The sequence below is a fragment of the Pseudoalteromonas sp. CO348 genome (assembly GCF_004208845.1).
Taxonomy (GTDB): Bacteria; Pseudomonadota; Gammaproteobacteria; order Enterobacterales; family Alteromonadaceae; genus Pseudoalteromonas; species Pseudoalteromonas maricaloris.
The window spans coordinates 110942-133707 of sequence record NZ_SGPI01000040.1; the positions used below are offsets into that span (position 1 = coordinate 110942).

Here is a 22766-nt window from a genome sequence, read left to right on the forward strand (position 1 = left end):
AATGAATGTAAAAATAGTCAACGCGGGGTTTATTCTGCTCTCAGCTTGGCTGTTAAAACATGATCTTCCCATTTTCCAGCAATGCGTAGATATTGCTTAGCATAGCCTTCTTGTTCAAAGCCTAGTTTTTGCAACACTCGCGCGCTTGCCACGTTGCTGGGCATATAATTTGCCATGATCCTATGCATGTTTCGCTGATCGAACATATGTGAGATTGCAGCTTCTAAGATCTCGGTCATATAGCCTTGACCCGCAAATTGTGATGCTATGGAGTAGCCTAAATAACAAGCTTGAAACGGACCTCGTGCAATTTGGGTGAAGCTACATAGCCCAGCTATCTGAGGCCGTTCTGGCAATAACGCAATAAAGTGATAAGCGGTATCGGATTGTGCGGCATATTCGGCTTGCTCTGTGTGTGCCAACCAATACTCCATTGAGTAGTAGCTTTCTGGTCGAGACGGCTCCCATGGTGCAAAGTAATCACGGTTCTCTAGGTGATAAGTGGCAAGCTTCTCTGCATACTCTGAAGTGAGTGCAACAAGTTTTGTTCTTGCTGTACGGATCATATCCTCAATAACCCAAATTTCTCGTCATTTACCCACTCGCCGTTAATTTGGAAGTTATGTTTTAGCGTGCCTTCAAGCTCAAATCCTAGTTTTTTGAGTAAATGGTGAGAGGCATGATTTCCTTGGGTAACGGTGGCGATGAGCTTGTGGTAATTACATTCGTGCAAGGCAAAATCAATAACGGCTCTAGAAGCTTCAAGGGCGTAACCCTTTCCTTGAAATTTGGGAGAGAGCATAAAACCTAACTCAGCCTGTTGAAATGGTGTCCACATACTTAAAAATCCGTGTAGCCCGATAGGGGTCGCTGTGGCCGTTTCTTCAATCACTAAGGTGAGCCAAGTGTTATCTTCTTTGTGCCACTGACCAAGTCCGGCGCTTAAACCACGGTTAAACTTTTCACGCAGCGTAGCTTCATCGGTGATCTCACCGACAAAACGCATGACATCTGGTTGTTGATGAAGTTCTAACCAAAGCGGCCAATCTGTATTAAGTATAGGCCTTAAGGTAAGTCTTTCTGTGGTGAGCTGCATGTAAAGTCCTTTCGCTGAGTTAACTTTCACTTATTAAACATATACGGCCAGACTATCACAAATTATTGATTTATCACGTTTCTTATTTCTTCAATTAAGGCAATGCTCGCCTCATTGTCACCGTGAACACATAAGGTATCGGCGCGTAAGGAAAGTGACTTCCCGCTTGCAGTCGTAACACTGCCTTGCTGGTGTAATTGCTTAACTTGCGCAAGTAGCGCTGATTTGTCATGCACTGCACCCGCTTCAGAGCGGGGAGTCAGTAAGCCTTCATCGGTGTACAGCCTATCGGCAAAGGCTTCAAAAATCAGTGATACATTATAGTCGTCGGCGAGTTGTTGGTGACTTGCTTGTTGCGCAGTGGTTAGCACCATCAACTTAAGCTCACTTGGATAGTGTGAAATGGCCTTGATAACACAGCTTAATATCCTTTGTGACTTCATCATATCGTTATAAAGTGCGCCGTGTGGTTTTACATAATTTAGTGTTAAGCCTTGCACCTTTGCCATCCCTTCAATTGCGGCAATTTGGTAATGTAAGGCGTTGATTATCTCTTGCTCAGAGAGCTGCATTGAGCGGCGGCCAAACCCTTGGCGGTCTGGATAGCTTGGATGTGCGCCAAGCGTCACTTGATGCGTGTTGACCAGCTTTAGTGTTTGCGCGAGTACATCAGGATCTCCTGCGTGAAAACCACAAGCGACATTGGCCATGTCGATATGTGGCATTACGTGTTCGTCTAACCCCATTTTCCAAGCGCCAAAGCTTTCACCCAAGTCGCAATTTAATAACATGCTTATTTCCTACTTCGTTACTGCAAGCTCTAAATCTTGTCTATCTGTCACCAATAAATGGTGCGGACTATTCATAATACAAAACTCAGGTGCCGCTTTTGCTATGGCTAACTGGGCTGTCAGGCTGGAACCCCAAAAAACCGGAAGCTGCCCCTCTTTACAAGTCAATGGCTCGCCAAAATTGGGCTTGCTAAGATCTTTGATCCCAACCTCATTTGGCTCACCAAAATGAAGTGGCAACGCATAGGGAAGTCGGCTCAATGTTGCCGCTTGAATGGCACTAATAAGATTTTGCTTGGTTAATGGGCGCATCGCCAATATTTGATTCGCCTCGTACTTATCTACTGAGTTGCAAGGCAAGTTACTGATGTAAAGTGGTAAAGGCGTGGTTGGATTCGCTGATGGCGGGTTTATTCCATACTGCGCGAGTAAGTTATCAAAAGAAAGATAACTGGCAAAAGCAAAGGTAACTAAATCGTCGCGCCAGTGCTCTTCTATATTATGGCACTCTTGGGCGAGCTGGCCATGCTTTAAAATCTGATACTTGGGGAGGTGGTAGCGAATGTCTATATCTTTCCCCAAAGTGTCAAAGTTAAAATTACCCGGCTCGCTGGGCGGAATAATTAGCTTGCAAACAGATTGATTACTCTCACAAAAGCGAAAGAATGAATATGCTTCGCTTTGCGGCAAAATAATCACATTACATTGTGTGAACCCAGGCACGAACCCTTTAGTAGGGCCCGTATAATCACCATCCTTGATCATTTTTCTTATTGCATGTGGTGCACTTAAAGAAGCACTGGGATCCATAGATTCCTCCAATTAGTGGTTTACTGTTACAGGCAGTGAACCTTCCGCTTTCGCTATTCCTAAAATCACTTTGGCCAGCGCCGTGTAGGCAGGCCCAGTTACTTTTTTATCATGATTTACGTCTACATTATAAGCATAACTTGCTAATACTGCGTTACTAAGCGGGCCAAAGGTACTAATTTCGTATGGTGCTCTTAGGCTGATAAATAGCTGCTTTTTACCCAGTTCCTGACCGTATTGCAGTAATGCTTTCAGCGCTTCAGGTTGTACATTACGCGCCACCCCATGCTCTCGTAACTTTTTCACATCGTCCATGCCACCAATCTCTACCGCACTTTGTGGTGGTGATGCATGTGCGGCGATTATCACGTCGGCCTGTTTAATTGCATCATGTGCAATGTTTGGGTCGTAGGCTTGTAGGCTTGTACAAGAAAGCGTGAGCGAGGTTTTGCTGTATGTTTGTAATGCTTGCTCGAGTGCAAAACATTTTTGCCTATCAGGCATGATAAGGTGAACAACTTGAGCGTTACCTCTGAGCGGTAATACACCATCGTTTTTTACTTCGGTGATAGCCGCTAGTGCAAGCTCTGCTTCTAAGCGACGATGGCTTGGATTACCCAGTGTTGAATTGGCAATGGCCAAAGAAGCGCTCGATTGCGGCAGCTTTGTCTTGAGCTTAGCGATACGCGCCATAGAACTGCTAAGTTGTTCTTGGTTTAGTTTATTGGTATCAAGCGCTTTAGCTAGCTGAGCCATATATTGCTCAAAGCGTTTGATGTCTGCACGATTGCGAATTGCAATAGGCATTAGCGCGATATCCACGCCGGCATTAAACGTTTCAATTGTCGCATCGATTGGATTAAAAAAGTCGCTGATCCCAGCCATATCTAGCGCATCGGTGACGGTCACGCCTTGGTATCCCAACTCGTGTCTTAGAAGTTGTGTCATGATCTGATAAGACATAGTCGCGGGCCTTATCATGCTCTCACCTTGAGAGTTGACGACTTTACTGTTGTCGAGCGCCGGATATTGAATATGGGCTGTCATTATCATGCCAGGAGGTGATGCTTTGATTATCTCGGCAAAGGGCAATAAATCTTGCTGGTTAATTTTGTCGCGGTCGTGATCAACACGAGGTAGTCCTGTGTGGCTATCAACATGTGTATCACCGTGGCCAGGAAAATGCTTTAGCGCAGAGAGAACGCCTGCGGCCTCAAATGCTTTTACCTGCGCAAGACCTAATTTGGCGACCACTTCCGGATTTTCCGAGAATGAGCGCACATTGATCACCGGATTGTTCGGGTTGCTGTTCACATCTACCGTTGGGGCGAAGTTTACGTTGATCCCTAAGCTATTTAGCTCTTTTCCAATTGCGCTTGCCACTTTGGTTGCGTAAGTATCATCCTGTTTTGGATAGGTTGCTCCAATGCTCATATTGCCGGTAAACGACGTTGCTTGTTCACGATTTATTCGCGCAACACGGCCACCTTCTTGATCGATGGCAATAAATAAAGGAAGTTGACTTTTACTTTGTTGTGCCGCACTTTGCAAAGCATTGGTTAGGCTGACGATTTGCGCGGTGTTTTGCACATTTTCGGCGAACAAAATAGCGCCGCCGATGTCGTATTTGCTTATTAATTCGTACAACTCAGGCGGTAAAGTTGTCATCGCTGCTCTGCAATCTCCACTTGGCTTTTTGCTTTCACCGCAGTAATAGCGGAAATCGAGCATAAGCTTTTGTCCAAGCATTTGCGAAGTGGTCAGTGGCACTTGTGCTGCTGTTGCGTGAGCTGAAGTGATGAAACTCATGAATGTGATAGTTCCTAAAGTAGTGAGCAGAGATAATAATCGCACAATCAATAATAAACGCTGAATAAAATTGCCTACACTTTAACACTGATTTAGAAGCGACTACAAAATGCTTTCTATTAGGCGATAACAGCATAAATGAAGCACAGATTTTAAAAGGAATAAAAAATGAACAACCATATAAACTATGTAGAATTAGCAGCAAAAGACTTAGTAGCGACACAAGCTTTCTTCGAGCAGGTGTTTGATTGGCAATTTGAATCTTACGGGCCAGATTATATTGCGTTTGCAAATTCAGGCCTTGATGGCGGCTTTTTCCGAGCCGATGTGTCTTCTAAACAAGCGCAAGGTGGAGCGCTCGTAGTGTTGTACAGCGATGAGTTGGAAGCCGTACAAAGCAAAGTAGAGCAAGCGGGCGGAGAGATAAGCAAAGCTATATTTGAATTTCCTGGCGGTCGTCGCTTTCACTTTATTGAACCGAGCGGCAATGAATTTGCGGTGTGGTCTAAATAACCTGAGCTTAAAAATAATTAGTTAACACATACCTTATTCAAACCTCAGGTAAATAACTAGACGATGTGTTGTAAAGCCCCTTTACAGCACACGTAAATACTGAGGTTTTATTGCAATAATCTTTCGTTTTCAGAACAGATAAAAACTTGAATTCGTTGCTATTGTGAACAATAGTTATTAAACACTGATGCAAACATCTCTTTGTGTTTGATACCTACTTACTGCGTAATCAGCCAATAGACTTATCTAATGGGTTTAGGTTTAGCGTAGAAGTGCAGGTGGCAAGGGCAATCATTGTACAAAACACCGCTAAATGCATCATCACCATACTTAGGTTTGATTAGGCAATGAGACGGATATTCTTAGTTGTTGGTATTTTACTCTCCTTGACCATGCTTATGGCCGATAAATTGGGCCTATTCTTATTATTGCCTATTACTTTTATTGCCATCAGCGCTTTAGTTTTTTTGTTTGTAGCACTACTTTGGTGGCAGGCACAAGATACTAAAAAAATTATGGTTGATGATGACTCTAGCGTGCCACAAGCGTTGTTAGACAGCGATGGCGTTATTCTACAAGCCAATGAGCAAATGCAATCCATACTGGGTGTTGGCAGCTCAGTAATAGGGTTAAAACTTGAAAATTTAATCACTGTGAGCGGTAACATCGATAGCGAGGGCAAGAGTGGTGCAATAAGCATGTTCGAAGCGCTTGTTATGCAAAGTTATGGTAATTGCACGACCAAACACAGTGGCAAAGTTATTACTCCTGTTGCTTTACCAATTAAAGTCGCGGATACCGTTACAGGATATCTCTGTTATTTTAATACTAGCAGCAGAGAAAACCGCCTCGCTCAGGCACTAGAAGAAGAAAAAGAATTGCTCGAAGTGACGCTGAGCTCTATTGGTGATGGCGTGATCTGTACAGACGTAAATGGCGTGATCACTTATATTAACCCTGTCACAGAAGCCATTCTCGCGATGTTAAATGAAGAAGTGGTTGGGCGGCGATTTGATGATGTTATGTCTATGTATCACGAAGAAACCAAAGCTTCGGTGAATAAATTTCCTGAACTTTGCCTAAAGCAAGGCCATACCATTTGTTTACCTGAACTCACTTCCATTACCAATCATCTTGGTCTTACCTTTGCTATCCAAGATTCCTTCTCTCCTATTATAGCTAAAGACGGCAGCTACCTTGGCACTGTAATGGTCTTTCAAGATGTGACTGAGTCGAGATTAATGGCGAAAAAAATGAATCACCTTGCTCATCACGATGCATTGACCGGGTTACCCAATCGCTTATTGCTGCATGACCGTTTAGTGCAGGCTTGTAAACGAGCCAAGCGCATGAGTCATCAATTTGCTTTGGTATTTATTGACGTCAACAAATTCAAAAAAATCAACGACTCACTGGGGCACGATTATGGCGACTTATTACTCAAAGAAATTGCGAGCCGATTAACTCAGCAAATTCGAGGATGTGACACCGTTGCCAGAATGGGAGGCGATGAATTTGTGTTACTCATTGACGGGATCCAAGACAAAAAATATGTACGTAAGGTGGTGAGTAAAGTATTGAGTAGCGTTAATGGACAATATTGTTTGCGCCAAGTTAGTCTAAAAGCTACGGTGAGTGCTGGCGTTGCAATTTACCCTGATGATGGTGACAACACGGAAGCTTTGTTAAAGCATGCTGATACCGCAATGTATCGAGCTAAAAAAGCCACACAAACGGAGTTTCAATTTTATAACGCACGCCTAGATCACGAATCGGAGCAGCGTTTAGTGCAAGAAAGTCGGATCATTCAGGGGTTAGATAATCGAGAGTTTATTCCTTATTACCAGCCTATTGTCGATGCGCATACCCGCAAGATTAAAAAACTTGAAGTGCTCGCAAGGTGGCAGCAAGATGAACAATTGTTGGTACCTGAAGACTTTTTTGAAGCGGCATGTGATGGCGATCTGATGGTAGAAATTGGGCAACAGCTCAGAACCCTGGCCTTTCAGGCGATGAAAACATGGTTTTACGAGTACGATAATCTCGTGGTTAGCTTTAATTTTTCGCTTGCTGAACTCACCAATAAAACTGTAATAAAAAACTTTATGGAGCAGGCTGCACAACATCAGTTGCCATCTCGGCAAATTGAAATAGAAATCAAAGAAGTTGACCTGATAGAGCTACTTGATAAAGCACCAGAAGTGATGGCGGAATTAGAGCAAACTGGTATGCGGATCTCAATTGATCATTTTGGTGTCGGGCATACCAGCATGCTGTACTTGCAGAAGCTCACGTTTGAAACCATTAAAATTCCACCGGCTTTCCTTGCGACCCCTCAGTCGGTTGCCTCACAAAATGATATTGCAAAATTGATTGTACAGATGGCAAAGAGCTTGGATGTAGAATGTGTGGCGGTAGGTGTTGAAAGTGCGTTGCAAGCTAAGTCTCTTAACCTCAACGGTTGTCACCTTATCCAAGGCAACCACCTTTTTGCTCCCGCCCCAGAGTCAGAGATCACCCCGATTCTCAGTACCCATATGAGCATAGAAAGGCGCAGATTAGGTCAAAATTAGTTTTGAAGGTTCTTGTTGGTGCATAAATCCAAGTGCACCACCTGCTAACTGCCTAACACTTCGTTAATTTCTGGATGAGAAATTATTAATTCTGAAAGCTAAGCCCAGAGCGATTAATTGTCTTTCTCACTAGCTGGGCCTCTTGCTGCGGCTTTTTTCGGTGTTGTTAAATTATCCGGAAGCATGGTGTGAAATGGATTTGATTGGTTATATATAGCGGTATTTTCAAGTGAATAACAGTCATTTCGACTTTCTTGTTCTTGAGCAATGACTTTTTCCAGTCTTACTTTTTCAATTAGCCTAATGTCATACAATTCTGATATTTGATTCGTGCTATATCCAAGCGCCGAGAGTTTCTTAGCGGTTATTATCCAGTCGAGCGCTTCATACGTATTAGAAGGTGCTTGCTTTCCTTCCCACGGAACTATTTTTTGCTTTAGTGGTATTTCATAGTTTCGATATTTTTCCCCAATGATTGCGCCAATGAGTAATGATACTGAAAATATTGCAATTAATGCACCGAGTAAGTTAAGTTTCTGCTTAGTCGGTGAATTAACCTCAATCTTAATAACGCCAAAAATAGTACCTAATAAAGCAGCGACAACCGCAAAAAAAGAAGCAACGACTGGGGTATTTGACGCGCCAATAAAGCACCCCAGTACTAAGGCAAATATACTATATCCTATATATATCACTTTCTAATGCCTGCTTCTATTTACAGCGCTTGTTACAGCGTTCTTTACAACGCTCGTAAATAGGGCCGCACTTAGAAGAGTTGCTACCTTTGAGGCAATCTTTTCGAGATTCATCACAATTGTCAACACACTCACTCCAGTCACACGAAGGAGGAGTTCTACTGGTTGACGACACCAAGTTTAAATGAATTGGTTGCTGATTGTTGATAAGTAAATTATCTAGTTCAGCTTTAGCGGAGGGCTCATTTTTAGTGTGAGTTGCCAATGTACAGGCACTGAATACTAATATAATTAAGGTGAATAATACTTTCATAAAAGAATTCCTTATCGTAAATTGTACAAAATTTCGGGTTAAACTCCCACTGAAATCTGCATGTTATGGAAAATCTTTTACCTTGCTTATATGCACGCGTGGGACAGCTCATCAAGGCGTTTTTCTATCCTTGTGAGTTTATCGGGTATAGTTCTATAAATTGCAATTGTCAAATGGTAGGCTTCAGTAAATTTTTAGAGTGAAGCAATAATTGTTGGCGATGTCATTTTTTATCTCTTAGTATCAAAAAGTTACTTCACTAATTTTATATTTTTAAAAATATTTAAATAGACTAAGCGCCAAACCTTAAACCAAAAAAATTTGGGTACAGAAATGTTTAGTTTCGCACTAAAATTCGGTAAATCAATTTAGCTAAAAAAATATTCCTAAAACTTTCCCTTCGTTCGTTTATAGATTTACAGAGCTTCACTCACTTGCTCTGCCAACAACAAGAATGAAGGGAATACCATGAGCAATAATACATCTCGTTATAACAAACACCTTATTGCGCTTGCTATCAGTGGCGCGTTATTGGGGTCACACACAGCGATTGCACAAACAAAAGCAAAAGAGACGCAAGAAACTACAGAAAAAAAGAAACTACTCGACCTTGAGCGAATTGTCGTGACTGGCAGCGGTGGGCGCGGCCAAACTAAGTTGGAATCATCGGTCTCAGTGACCACATTAAACGCCGAGCAGTTGGCGCGAGAAGCACCGCTAGGTACGGCGGATCTACTGGAAAGTGTGCCAGGCTTTTGGGTTGAAGATTCAGGGGGTGAAACCAACAATAATGTTGCGCCTAGAGGACTACGTGGCGGTGAAGGCTTCCGTTACATTGGCGTTGAAGAAGACGGGCTACCTGTGGTGTACGACGGCGTATGGGTTGATTTTTATCAGCGTCAAGATATTACGATTGAACATATGGAAGCGGTTCGTGGGGGTACCTCAGGTCTACTGACCACCAATGGCCCTGCGGCATTAGTAAACTTTATTACCCGTAAACCGGATGACATTGAAGAAGCGACGATCCGCCTAACTGCTGCCGATTACGGCATGTATCGCGGCGAGTTCTTTTATGGCACGCCCATTAGTGACAACTGGAAAATGTCGATAGGTGGCTCTTATCGTCGTTCTGATGGCGTGAGAGACACAGAGTTTACCGCAGATCACGGCGGCCAACTTCGACTCAATTTAGTACGTGAGTTTGACAAAGGCCAACTCACGCTGTCTGCCAAACACCTCAATGACCATACCACTTTCTTTGTGCCTATTCCGCTTAGAGATCAAAGCGACCCTAAAGGCATTGCTGGTGTCGACCCACAGCATGGCACCTTGATTGGTAATGGTCAGCGCTTTTTACACTATCTACAGCCTGATGGCAGCTATAAAACACGAGACCTTAAAGATGGGCAGCATACCAAGTTTAGTACCATAGGCTATCACTTAGATTGGGAGTTAAGCGACCGTTGGCTGCTAAATACAGCTGGCCGTTACTCACAGTTTGAAAACGACATGTATATTTTGCTTAACTTCGATAACTCGACGCTCGTCAATGCCAATACCCGGCTTGGGCAGCAAGATGTGCAAAATATGCTGGACCAGTTTGCCAGTGATGGCGCCGTTGCCGCACGGTATCGATATGTCGATAGTGGTGAAATACTGACAGATGTCAGCAATTTAAACGGGAACGGCTTAGTCACCACAAGCTACCCGCTTTATTCGCGCTATGATGCCGAACAGTTTGTTAACAAGCTCAATTTTACCTATGAAGGTGATCAGCACACGCTGACCATCGGGTGGTTATTTGCCTATGTAGATGCGGATTCCTTGCCAGTTGATAAATGGGAATCGCAGTTTTTAACGGAAGTAAAAGACAATGCTCGATTACTCGATATTGTTGCAGTCAACAGCAATCAGCAAGTGGTTGGTCAATTAACCGACCACGGTTCAACAGGTTATGCTCCTGGTTGGGGACAGGCAACCGCTTTTGGTACCAGTACTTCCAACTCTTTATTTATCAATGAACAATATCAAGCAACCGATAACCTTCGTATTGACGGTGGTGTACGGATTGAGTGGTTGGAGCTAGATAGCACCGCCTCCGCAACCACATTTGCACAGCCTGTTGCGGGCGCTTTTGACAGCGCTGGTAATGACATAGATAACAATCTTGCCAACAATTACGTCGATATGCCGTCAAACAAATTCCTGTCAAAAACTCGTAGCGAAACCGAAACCGCATGGACGGTGGGATTCAATTATACCTTCTCGGATGATGTGTCAGTATTTGGTCGTTATGCCGACGCCTTTGAAATGCCAAGGTTAATGAGCTTTGGTCAGAATATTCCCTCAGGGGTTGATGCCGACTTTAATGACAGCGTTAATCTAACCTTTAGCGAGTTGGGTACTCGCTATGCTGGTGATTCAATTGGCGCATCACTGACCTTGTTTAGAACTAAATTTAATGACTTAGTGGAACGTAATTTTACCGGCAGCGATGGTGAGGTGGCGAATCAAACCATAGACACTGTCACCGATGGTCTCGAATTTGAAACGGTGTGGCAGGCGCATGACAATTTACAGCTTGAGCTGACTGGCGTGTTGCAAGACCCAAAAATGGAAGGATTTACCGGAGCATTTGCACATTGGGAAGGCAAGCAAGTGAAGCGCACACCCAAAGTGCAGCTTAGGTTAACGCCAACCTACTACTTTGACGATGGTGATATCTATTTAACTATTCACCATTTAGGAGAGCGTTACTCAGATGGGGAGAACAAGTTTGAGCTCCCTGCCTACACCACAATCGATATGGGAGTGAATTATCGCTTTACCGACGCGGTTGCGCTGCATGTGAAAGCGACAAATATCAGTGATGAGCTCGGGTTAACCGAAGGAAACCCGCGTGCTATCAACGATGTTCAAGCAGGATACGACTATTACTATGCTCGGCCGATCTTAGGGCGCACCATCAGCGCCTCGCTGACGCTTAATTTTTAGGGCCTAATCGGGTTCACCTGAGTGCGCTTAGTTCATTGTTGCTTAACTTTTTGCTCAGCCCACTATGCAGCAAGTCGACCGTCGCGACCAAAACTCACTCAGGGGAACAAAAATTAAATAGCAAAGGTCATTAGGCCCTGTATTTCCCTTGCTAATTTGCACACTGCCCAGTGCTCATTAGTTCACTCAAGCCCGCTAAAAGCGGGCTTTTCTCAGGAAGTTATTATGAACCAGAGTGTCTTTTATACATTTTTGCAAAGCAGTTTATTGCTGTTTTCTTTGTTGCTCACACCACTTTGTGCAGCGCTACAGATCACCCCAAAACCACTGAGTGCTAGTGTTGGTAAAGGTCACTTTAACCTTACCCATGACAGTAAAATTACCTTTAACCAGCAGCAAGCTCAAAGCGTTGCGCAGCAATTAGCGACCTTGTTACGCTCGCCTACGGGCTATCAGTTGCCAGTGTCTCAGGCTGATAGCACAACTAAAAATAGTATTGCCTTTAAGATTGTCGATATACCGCTATCTCAAGAGGGATATGCGCTGAGCGTGACGCCTGAAGGGGTTGAAATACAAGCGAATACTGCGACCGGATTATTTTGGGGGATGCAGTCGCTGCGACAATTACTCCCTGCTGAGATTGAGTCGCGTATGCCCATCAATCAGGCGAATTGGGCAATACCTACGGTAGAAATAAAAGATCAGCCCAGATTCTCATACCGTGGCATGCATTTAGATGTGAGTCGGCATTTTTTCGATGTGGCTTTTGTGAAGCGTTATATCGATTGGCTGGCGATGCATAAATTCAATGTCTTCCAGTGGCATCTAACCGATGATCAAGGCTGGCGAATTGCCATTGATGCGTACCCTAAATTAACTGAAATTGGGGCAACGCGGCCTCATACCGTGGTTGGTCATACCTATGATTATCAACCATTGTTTGATAATAAAACGGTGTCGGGCTTTTATACCAAGGCGCAAATTAAGGAAGTGATTGAGTATGCGCAGGCGCGACATATTGAAGTGATCCCTGAAATCGATATTCCCGGGCATAGCAGTGCGATGCTTGCTGCATATCCCGAGTTATCTTGCCACCAGCGAGCAGTAAAGGTGCAGCCACAGTTTGGGATTTTTGAAGATGTGCTTTGTCCCCGTGAAGACGTGTTTGCGTTTCTTGGTGTTGTATACAAAGAGGTTGCTGAGCTATTTCCGAGCCAATATATCCACATTGGTGGCGATGAGGTGATAAAAAAGCAGTGGTTAGAAAGCCCCGAGGTGAAAAAGTTGATGCAACAGCATCAGTTAACCACACCTGAGCAAGTGCAAAGCTATTTTATTAAACGGGTCGCCAAAATCGTCCAAAATCTTGGCAAAACGGTGATTGGTTGGGATGAAATATTAGAAGGAGGGGTGGCGGATGACGCCGTGATCATGTCTTGGCGAGGCACGGAAGGAGGCATTCAAGCTGCAAAAATGGGTCATCAGGTGATCATGAGCCCTTATCAATATATTTATTTTGATGCCTATCAATCGCGCAATCTTGATGAGCCCAAAGCCATCCACGGGCTTTCAAGTCTAAAAAACGTTTATCAATATGAGCCACAGCCCAGCCACTTAACTGCGGAGCAACAAGCCTTTATTATTGGTGCGCAAGGTGCACTTTGGACTGAATATATAAAAACCCCTCGTCATGCCGAGTATATGCTGTTTCCGCGCTTGAGTGCGCTGGCCGAAACATTGTGGTCGGATAAAACACAAAAGTCGTGGTCTGATTACAGCCAATATCGGTTACCCGCGCTTTTAAAACGTTACCAGCAGATGCACCTCAATACCGCTTATAGTAGCCATAAGCCTATTATTTCAAGCGAGATTAATGGGCAGCAGCTCGTCGCCACCATCACCTCTGAAATTGCCGACACGGCTATTTACTATACCTTAGACGGCAGCGAGCCAACGCTACAATCGCAGCAGTATCAAAAGCCACTAGTGATAACTGACGAAACGCAGCTTCGTGCCCGCAGTTATGTAAGCGATTTGGGGCAATTGGTAGGCGATGCGCGTTTAACGCTTTCACCTCATTTAGCACTTGGAAAAGAAATAACGCTTGCCTCGTTAGCCGCCGAAGGCTCTGCGACTAAGCTGCAGGATGGTCAATTTGCTTATGATCAATTTTACAGCGTTGATGATTATGCGATTTTTTACGATACCGATCTTGAGGCGGTTATTGACTTAGATGCGTCAACGCAAGTGCAGCAGGTTAAGCTGGGCTTTGACAGCGGGCGACATAGACAACTGCACCCGCCAACACATATTCAAGTGCTGGGTTCAAGTGATAAACAGCAGTGGCAAACGTTAGCTGAGGTTAATAATCCGCGTGGGCCAATGTCGGTGTTGTCGTTTGCTCCCGTAAGTGTGCGTTTTTTAAAGGTGGTAGCCATTAATAGTAAGCAGTCTGACGATATTCAAATCCCCAAACTTCCCCTGTATATCGATGAAATAGCGGTATATTAATCACACCAGCCCTAATTAGGGCTTTATTTATGATTCCATTCCCAACTTCCTCGGCTCAAACGTTTACATAGATAGAGTGGCAGCAGTACGCGCTCTATCCGAACAATAACAATATTTTAGGAGCCAACATGTTTGCAAAAAAACAGATAATTACTGCCTCACTGTCAGGCTTAGCCTTGTTGACTGCGAGCCACTATAGCGTCGCACATCCTCATCCAGATAACTTAGCATTGCGCTGGCAAGTCGTGGATCATGGCATTGGAGAAAATATCTTTCTTGGCAGCCTGACGATTACTAATAATGGTCTTGAGCCATTGGGTGAGTCTGGCTGGGCGCTTTATTTTAGCTCGGTAAGGCCGCCTGCAAGCGTACTACCAGACTCAGATCCAAATGGTCAGTATGCGCGCCAGCATATCGCCGCACAGAATCTAAGTTTAGAAAATGCCGATGACGCAAAAAGTGGTGATTACTTTGTACTTAAGCCCACAGCGGGTTTTGCCCCCATTCAACCGGGTGAGTCTCGTACAATTGAAATCGTTGCACAGTATTGGCAAATGCTGAAAAACGACTCACCGTCGGGTTTTCACATTAGCTACAATAATCAAGCGCCTCAAGCTGTGCTGGTGGATGTGATGATGGACCCTAGCGATCCAAAACAAACAAAGCAAGCGGTTAACGATAATATGCCGGTGCAAACGTCCGCCATCCGATTCGCCGAAAACAGCGCGACGCACATGACATTGCCGCTGAAAAATCGCTTGGTTCCTCAGCCTCATTCAGTGGTCACACCGAATGATGAATTCTTAACTTTGATGAGCCAATTAACCAGTATTTCAGCGCCAGCTTCACTGGCTAAAGAAGCCACCTTCTTACAAACGGCACTGCGCGATATTCTGAGTGGCACATTTGCGATTAATAGCACCGTGCAAAATGGCCCGAACCTTATCAAGTTGCAGCTAGACCCAAATCTCGATACCAATCAAGACAATCAGCCGGACGCAAGTGGTTATAAGCTTGAGGTCGATGCATTTTCGGGGATCACCATTACTGGAAGTGACGCCCAAGGGGTGTTTTATGGTATTCAAACACTTCGTCAAATGATCCCAACCACTGTGTATAAAACGGCTAAAAACTCAGCCACTTTGTCCGACAATGCCGTACTACCCGCTAGCACTATTTTGGATGCACCACGGTTTGAATATCGAGGCATGATGCTGGATGTGTCGCGTAATTTCCAAAGCAAAGAAACGGTATTTAAGTTGTTAGACTTAATGGCTTTTTACAAGTTAAACAAATTTGAAATTAACCTTGCCAACGATGAAGGTTGGCGACTAGAAATTCCCGGTATTCCTGAACTCACGGAGTTTGGAGCAAAGCGGGGATATGACCTGAGCGAAAGTACGATGCTGCATACGTTTATGGGAGCTGCCAATGGATTTGCGCCAGGAGATGGGATTGAAAATAAACCCACGGATGAAACAGCTGCAAACTTAGGTACCGCGCCTAGTTATCAAGGCTTTGAAATTGCTCAGCAAAACTTTCTCGGTAAAGGCTGGGGCTACTACACGGTGAATGATTTTAAAGAAATTCTTCAGTATGCCGCTGACCGTCATATTGATGTGATCATCGAATATGATTTTCCAGCCCATGCGCGCGCAGCAATCAAAGCGATGGAATATCGCTACAACAAATACAAAGATAGCGACCCAGTTGAAGCAAATCGTTTTAGATTGATTGATCCGCTCGACCAGTCGCAGTATTACACCCCACAATTTTATACCGACAACTTTGTAAACCCAGCACTTGAGAGCACCTTTACTTTCCTCAACCATGTGGTGAAAGAAACTCGCGCCATTTATGATGCCGTGCCCGATGCGACATTGACTCGGCTGCATGGCGGTGGTGACGAGCTGCCACATTTAGGTCCGAATGAATGGTGGGCGCAATCTCCAGCGGTCGATCAAAACCCAGCTACAGCAGGCAAAACCGATGCAGAGCTGTTTGACTACTTCTTTTTACGCTGGAAGCAGATAGTCAATCAGCATGGTTTTGATATGGCAACTTGGGGCGATGTGTTGTCGCACAATGGTACGGGTAATGTTAGTTACGGTGAGATATTCCCCGTGTTTTGGAATAACGTGTGGGGTTGGGGCAATGAGCATCAGGCCTACAAGTTTGCTAACCAAGGTCACAAAGTCGTGCTGGCCCATGCGACAAACTTGTATCTTGACCTTGCGTATAACAAACATCCTGATGAAATAGGCTATCACTGGGCAGGTTACACAGATACCAAAAAGGCGTTTGAATATCGTCCGTTTAATATTTACGCCAATGCAGAGCGTGACAAGCTGGGCAATCCAGTGCCGTGGGATCCAAAATGGGTGTTACTGAGCGAAGCGGGTAAACAAAATGTTCAAGGTATTCAGGCGCAACTATTTGGCGAAAACCAAAAGTCACCAGAAATTCTTGATTATATGACTTTCCCGAAATTACTGGGTGCCGCTGAGCGTGCATGGGTGCAAGATATGCCAGCGCAAGGCGCAGCGACTACCGAGGCTTGGCACACTTTTACCAACACTTTAGGACAATACGCTCTACCACTATTGGACTATTACCAAGTGGTCGATATTAATGCTCAAATACCACAGCAGGTAGGGGTAAATTATCGTATTCCATTACCTGGAGGCGCGATTGAAGGCGGTAAGTTAATCGTCAATACCCGGTTTGTTGGCATGGCTACGGAGTATTCGGTTGACCAAGGCGCAACATGGCATCGCTATGAAGGGCCTGTGACATTGACCGCGTCATCTAAAGTACAACTCAGAACGGTGAGTGATTCGGGCAAAGTAAGCCGAGTCGCAACGGTTAATTAAGCAAATTGATTTAAGCAACGCCAGCGAACCTACTAATTTATGGGTTCGCTGCACGCTAACACAAATGGAAGAGTAGGATGCGTATTCATGCCACCGTTATTATCTTTTAAGCGTAAAGCCGTTGATACCACTAAGGCAGCTGCAAACGACGACCTTGCACGTCGTCAGCAGGTAGAGGAGTTGTTTTTAAAACAACAGCAAAAGCTGATCCGCCACATTATGGGCAAAGGGTTAGACAAACGTGAGGCGGAAGACGTTGCCCAAGAGGCGTTTGTGAAATTGCTTGGACTTGAGCAGGATAATGTCAGCAACTACATCGCCGCGTACTTGTATAAAATTGCAACCAATTTGGCCATTGATAAGCTGCGCCGTAAAGCGCGTAGCCCGTTTGATGATCGTGAGCACGATAGCGATCAAATGCCACAACCTTACGCAAGTGCTAACCCTGAACAAAACCACCACAACCAAGAGCTACTTAAAGAAATGGAAAAGTCTCTCGCAAGCTTACCCGACAAATGTAGGCTGGCTTTTTTATTGTATAAAATACGTGGTCAAAGCTATGAGGAGATAGCTTTGACCTTACAGATATCCCCAAGTATGGTAAGAAAATATGTATTACGTGCAGTTCGTCATTGCTACCAGCAGTTACAGCATGAGCTTTGATCATGAGTGTTAAGGATATAAACATGACTCCATTATCTGACGATTTAGCAATAATTGAAGAACAAGCCGCTGATTGGTTATTAGTCTTAGACGAGCAGCAGATCTCACCTCATGACAGCACTCAATATCCACAGCCGCTTAACGTGTGGTTAGCTGAAAATCCGCTTCACAGTGATGTGTTCAACAACATGTTGGAGTTTTGGACGCTTTCAGCCCAACTTGACGATGACTATGTTACTCAGCAGCTTGCACAGCTGGATGCACAAAACGCCACGGCTGTAACTGACATTAAGCCACAGTCCAAACGCCGCGCTCAGCCTTGGTATCTTGCGATTGCCGCGACTTTGCTGTTGGTTGGTTTGGTGACTTTTATGGCACCGGAGCAGCCACTACAGCAAGCACCGGTTGCTAGTGCTAAGCCAGCACCAGTCGATACAGTGTACAGCGAGTTCTTTCAAACTAAGGTCAATGAGCACCGCACCATTACCCTTGATGACAATAGTCAGGTTGATTTAGGGGCCAATAGCCAATTGGCTGTACGCTACAGCAACACTTCAAGAGAACTGCTGTTATACCAAGGTGAGGCGCTGTTTAGCGTGAGTAAAGACAAGCAGAGACCGTTTATCGTGCGCTACCAAAACAGCCAAGTCGAGGCGCTAGGCACAGTGTTTAATGTTCGCGCCAATCCGGCTTCAATTAGAGTCGATGTGCTTGAGGGCCGTGTGGCTGTGACTCAGCAACAAGCCATTAAATTGACCCAAGGGCAAGCGGTAGAAGTCACGCAGCAAGGCGAAGTTACCCGTAGTAAAGCCCAGGGTGAAGCGTTGACCATGGCGTGGCAAAAAGGCTACTTAGTGTATCAAAACGCAGAATTAGGCAATGTGCTTAATGATGTGTCGCGATATAGCGAAATCAAAGTGAAGTTAAGCGATCAGCGCCTAGCAAAACTGACCTACAACGGCACCTTTTTAACCACTGAAATAGGCGATTGGCTCAATAGTTTAGAAAAAATTTATCCAATCACTGTGATGCAAAAAGGCGAGGAATACACCCTAATCGCAAATTAGCTAAAAGTGTCATAGCAAAGTCACAATATAAGTGGTACAAAGTTTATACAATAATAAAGACATTGATTTAAACTATGTTATTCAAGCTATTAATCCCGCTGTTAGCGTGGTTAATATGGTTTGGTGGCGTTGCATTTGCTACCACGGATCATCAATTTAACTTGCCCAAAGCGACTTTGCAGCAGCGTTTACTCGATATTGCTGCGCAAAGTGGCTGGCAGTTAAGTGCAGCCGAAATTTCAGATAACATTAGTGTTGAGCAGGTAACTGGCCGCTATACCCTCGAACAAGTCTTGCTTACCAGTTTTCAACAAGCTGCCTACGACTTTTCCCTAGACCCAGAGCAGCAGCGTATTTTTGTGACTCCTAAAAAACTTGAGTCTGCACAACACTTTGAGCGCATTATCGTAACGGGTGTAAGCGGCAAGAACCGTAGCATTTTAAACTCGTCTATTTCAATCACTCAGCTTGCAAGCCTACAACTTGAAAAACAAACGCCGTATTCCAGTGCAGAAGCGCTCAAAAATATCACCGGCTTTTGGGTTGAAGACTCGGGTGGCGAAACGAATAATAATGTTGCGCCAAGGGGACTTAGAGGCGGCGAGGGGTTTAGATTTATCAGCCTGATGGAAGATGGGTTGCCCGTGACCTATGACGGTATTTGGGGGGACTTTTTTTTACGTCCAGACTTAACCCATCAAGCCATTGAAGCGGTGCGGGGCGGCAGTAGCGGTATTTTTACGGTGAACGGGCCTGCGGCAATGGTGAACTATATCGGCAGGCGAGGCTCAGAAAATCCTTTTAATTTAGTGAAAGTGAGTCAGGGATTGAGCTACGACTACACTCGTTTTGATGGCGTGTTTAGCGGAGCGTTGAGTGATGAATGGTTTTATACGGTAGGCGGGTTTTATCGTACTTCCGATGGTATTCGGGAGCCGGGTTATCAAAGCGACTTAGGCGGCCAAGTGAGTGCGCGCATGAGCTGGTTAACCGACGCATTTGAGCTTGATTTTAGCTATAAACATTTAAACGATAAAACCAGCTTTTACGCGCCTTTAGTGATGAAAAATAGCGGCGAAATTCGAGAGCTGGCGAGCCTGTCTTATGACGATGGAACGCTACTGAGCGACGATCTCAGGTCTCTCACCTTCTTCACTCCGGAAGGACGCGTGCAGCGTGACCTAGAAGACGCTCAGCAAACTCGCCTAAATAGCTACACTTTACTGTTTAATATGCCGCTTTTTGAACACGTTAACCTGAGCAATCGTACGAGATTTTCAAGCCTAAACAATGATTTGTATACCTTAATGAATTTGGGCAACCAAACCATAGTCGACGCCACAAGCCGATTGCAACACGCCGATATCATCGAATTTAAACGCCATTTTGCAAATAGCGCATTGCGCCCTCGATACTTACGTTATTCAGATAACACCTTAGTTGCCAACCCTGCAACGCTTAATGGTAATGGTCTCGTGACTGCTAGTTATCCTTTATATTCACGTTACAAGCAACAGCAGCTGGTAAATCATTTTAGTGTGGACTATCTCGACGCGCAGTGGTCACTGACCCTCGGTCATATTTACGCTCGAAGTGATTTCGACGAGTTACCACTAGATAAATGGCTCGGCGCATTACTAACGGATGTAAAGCATCAACCCGAGCGGCTGGACATCGTACTGGTTGATGGGCAAGAAAAGGTGATTGCCAATTTTACCGAACAAGGCTTTTTATCTTACGCCGGTCCCGTTTATTTAAGCGGTAGTGGCTTGTCTCAATCACATTCGCTGTATGCCAATATTGACTGGCAGCTCACTGAAAACCTTAGAGTTGATTTGGCACTTCGTAATGAACATCTGAATCTCACCAGCACGCTACTTGAAGGGGTAAAGTCGTACACGAACTCATCAAAAGCTTCTTACTCCCACTATCTCCCGGCTACTACCTTGCGTGATTCCTTTACGCAAAATGCGCTCAGTATTGGCGCAAATTACCAAATTGGCGACGCGATGGCGATATTTGCACGTTATTCCGACGCCTTTGAAATGCCACGGCTCATTAATTACGGCAATGGCCGCGGGTGGGCTAAAAGTGAAGAGGAGCGCGTACAACAAGACTTTGGCCAACCTATTCGCTTGGCGTTAGGTGAAGTTGGACTGCGTTATCAAACCGCTGATTGGCAGTTTAGTGGCGCGTTATTTGAGACCAAATTTGATCCGCTCCCGCTCACGGTGTATCGCGGTGCGGCTACGACTCAACAAGCCGTTTCAATCAATACCCAAACACGAGGTTTGGAGTTCGAATTTGACTATCAATATAGTCCGGCCTTGCAATTTAGAGCGATAGGTGTGTGGCAAGACGCTGGGTTTTATGGCATTCCCAAGCAATTGCCACAAAGCGAATTTAATGGCAATCAAATAACGCGAACGCCGGAGTTACAACTACGACTGACGCCGGAATACAAAGCAGGACCTATTACCGCGGCTATCACCTGGTCGTATGTTGGTAAGCGCTATTCGGATATCGCCAATCGGTTTGCCTTACCAGCCTATCAAACATGGGATTTATTTACAGAGTTGGCAATTAATGAAAAGCTCAGCGCACAGCTTGAGGTTAAAAACCTCACCAATGCTTTGGGGCTAACTGAGGGCAATCCTAGGGATGATTTAAGCCACCAAGAGGCCATCTTTTACGCTAGACCCATTTTTGGTCGCACCATCAAACTTTCGTTAAGTTATCAGTTTTAAACAAAACCGCTATTATTCGAGCAATTCTATTCCTTGACTTAAAGTGAACTTGAAGTTGTATGCTCCTCTTAAACGAATGACAGTGAACAAACGATAAGAGGTAGAGGCAATGCAAAATAGCTTAGATAAAATCGTCAATGATATAAAAGCCAACTGGAGCGGGCTAAATTCAAGCACCACAGTAACTGTACGTGAATTGTTAAGCGAACTTACTCAGTCTCCACCGCACGAGCCTTGGCTTGCGAGCATTATGCGTGAAAGACTGGCATCAAAAACACTCTACCAAGACCCTGACCATGGTTTTATGCTGCTAGTCCATGCCGAAGAAAAGGGCACGTACCGCCCGCCCCATGATCACGGCGCAGGTTGGGTATTTTATGCTGTGCAATCTGGCGAAATGGAAATGACAACTTACAAACCCATCACCACAGCAAGCGGCGAAACCCACCTTGTATCCCGAGGAACAGACACACTCAAAGCCGGCGATTGCCGAGTGTTTCTACCCGGCGATATCCACGACACCCGCTGCTTAACAGACAACTTCGTTCAATATCGTTTAACCAGTTGTGACTTTAAAGAAGAGAAACGCTCAGGACGGATGATCCAGTATTTGAGTGAGGTGTAGTGGTTTGCAATAACTCAAGGCGATAGTGGGTTTAATTTTAATAATGTTGAAAAGAGTTTAGCCCAAATCTAGGCTGACAGTCACCGATTCAAAAACGGGTACCCGTCAGGTCAAGTCTGAGTGCACAAAGTATTCGTTTGCTGGCTGGTGTGCATACCGGACCAAGCGGTGGGTTGGGACTATACAAGAATGATGGCGTAACTCGGTTAGGCACTTTTCTTGAAGAGACAATGACTGTAGGTAGAGACTTTGTAGTAGTCGAATGGCGGTATATTGACTCACAAGCCTCGCCTATTCCAAAAGTGATTAAATTTAATTATAAAAACTATCAAATGAGATACTATGCACGCGAAAGTTGTCAGTGGACGGAACTTCTGTCCATACCAAGTATGGTTTATGACAGCTGCTCACGTAACTGGATTAAGGGGGATGAGAGTCAAACAATTTATGTGGCTTCAATTCGTTATTCAGGTGGAGCCTGTTCTAGTGCTTCTGGCCAAAATAAAGTTGCTTACCCAGTTGTTTCTGTAGCACATCCAATTTGTGGTTCGGGTTTATGTACTATCAGAGAAGATTAACGACACAGTGAACTAGGTAGCAGTGTAACTCCCTCAAATAATTATCCTTCTGCCTTTACGTTAATAATCTATGACATTACAATACAAAATTTGTTTCTGAAATGA

At 44.7% G+C, this 22766-nt stretch carries 16 protein-coding genes; 10 read left to right on the forward strand and 6 right to left on the reverse strand.

The annotated features are described in order from the left end of the window. Positions 1-29: 29 nt before the first annotated feature. The 5 genes from EXT48_RS21500 to EXT48_RS21520 form a co-directional block, all read right to left on the reverse strand. Positions 30-566 (reverse strand): GNAT family N-acetyltransferase, encoded by a 537-nt coding sequence (locus tag EXT48_RS21500; protein ID WP_130165728.1) that lies wholly within the window; start codon positions 564-566, stop codon positions 30-32. Continuing rightward, a complete protein-coding gene (locus EXT48_RS21505) occupies positions 563-1096 on the reverse strand; it encodes a GNAT family N-acetyltransferase (RefSeq protein WP_130165729.1) in 534 nt (177 codons plus the stop codon). The genes EXT48_RS21500 and EXT48_RS21505 overlap by 4 nt, the downstream gene beginning before the upstream one ends. Before the next feature lie 62 nt (positions 1097-1158). After that, a complete protein-coding gene (locus EXT48_RS21510) occupies positions 1159-1887 on the reverse strand; it encodes a 5-oxoprolinase subunit PxpA (protein WP_130165730.1) in 729 nt (242 codons plus the stop codon). 9 nt (positions 1888-1896) lie between these two features. Next, a complete protein-coding gene (locus EXT48_RS21515; RefSeq protein ID WP_039496315.1) occupies positions 1897-2697 on the reverse strand; it encodes a DUF1445 domain-containing protein in 801 nt (266 codons plus the stop codon). A gap of 12 nt (positions 2698-2709) precedes the next feature. Then, positions 2710-4506 (reverse strand): glycoside hydrolase family 3 protein, encoded by a 1797-nt coding sequence (locus EXT48_RS21520; protein WP_130127574.1) that lies wholly within the window; start codon positions 4504-4506, stop codon positions 2710-2712. Positions 4507-4674: 168 nt separating this feature from the next. Between EXT48_RS21520 and EXT48_RS21525 the strand changes: the two genes are divergently transcribed. Continuing rightward, the gene (locus EXT48_RS21525) at positions 4675-5019 is read left to right on the forward strand and encodes a VOC family protein (protein WP_010603872.1); all 345 of its coding nucleotides are present in this window, start codon (positions 4675-4677) and stop codon (positions 5017-5019) included. Between the two features lie 347 nt (positions 5020-5366). Then, positions 5367-7592 carry an EAL domain-containing protein gene (locus EXT48_RS21530; RefSeq protein WP_240703420.1) on the forward strand — a complete coding sequence of 742 codons (2226 nt, stop codon included), beginning with the start codon at positions 5367-5369 and terminating at the stop codon, positions 7590-7592. A gap of 113 nt (positions 7593-7705) precedes the next feature. Here EXT48_RS21530 and EXT48_RS21535 read toward each other — a convergent pair whose 3' ends face one another. Beyond that, complete coding sequence (locus EXT48_RS21535; protein WP_010375730.1) at positions 7706-8287, reverse strand: hypothetical protein; 582 nt, start codon at positions 8285-8287, stop codon at positions 7706-7708. Positions 8288-9068: 781 nt separating this feature from the next. Between EXT48_RS21535 and EXT48_RS21545 the strand changes: the two genes are divergently transcribed. From EXT48_RS21545 to EXT48_RS21580, 8 genes are all read left to right on the forward strand, one after another. After that, a complete protein-coding gene (locus EXT48_RS21545) occupies positions 9069-11597 on the forward strand; it encodes a TonB-dependent receptor (protein WP_130165731.1) in 2529 nt (842 codons plus the stop codon). Positions 11598-11822: 225 nt separating this feature from the next. Further along, positions 11823-14108, forward strand: coding sequence for a beta-N-acetylhexosaminidase (locus EXT48_RS21550; RefSeq protein WP_130165732.1), 2286 nt, complete (start codon positions 11823-11825; stop codon positions 14106-14108). A gap of 128 nt (positions 14109-14236) precedes the next feature. Next, complete coding sequence (locus tag EXT48_RS21555; RefSeq protein WP_130165733.1) at positions 14237-16981, forward strand: family 20 glycosylhydrolase; 2745 nt, start codon at positions 14237-14239, stop codon at positions 16979-16981. Between the two features lie 87 nt (positions 16982-17068). Next, entirely contained in the window at positions 17069-17644 is a 576-nt protein-coding gene (locus EXT48_RS21560; RefSeq protein WP_130165734.1) for an RNA polymerase sigma factor, read from the forward strand. Between the two features lie 23 nt (positions 17645-17667). Next, a complete protein-coding gene (locus EXT48_RS21565) occupies positions 17668-18711 on the forward strand; it encodes a FecR family protein (RefSeq protein ID WP_130165735.1) in 1044 nt (347 codons plus the stop codon). Positions 18712-18785: 74 nt separating this feature from the next. Then, positions 18786-21458, forward strand: a complete 2673-nt coding sequence (locus EXT48_RS21570) for a TonB-dependent receptor (RefSeq protein ID WP_130165736.1) — start codon at positions 18786-18788, stop codon at positions 21456-21458. A 109-nt stretch (positions 21459-21567) separates the two neighbouring features. Next, positions 21568-22083, forward strand: coding sequence for a hypothetical protein (locus tag EXT48_RS21575; RefSeq protein ID WP_010603861.1), 516 nt, complete (start codon positions 21568-21570; stop codon positions 22081-22083). A gap of 149 nt (positions 22084-22232) precedes the next feature. Further along, positions 22233-22661, forward strand: a complete 429-nt coding sequence (locus EXT48_RS21580; protein WP_165384131.1) for a hypothetical protein — start codon at positions 22233-22235, stop codon at positions 22659-22661. Positions 22662-22766 lie beyond the last annotated feature (105 nt).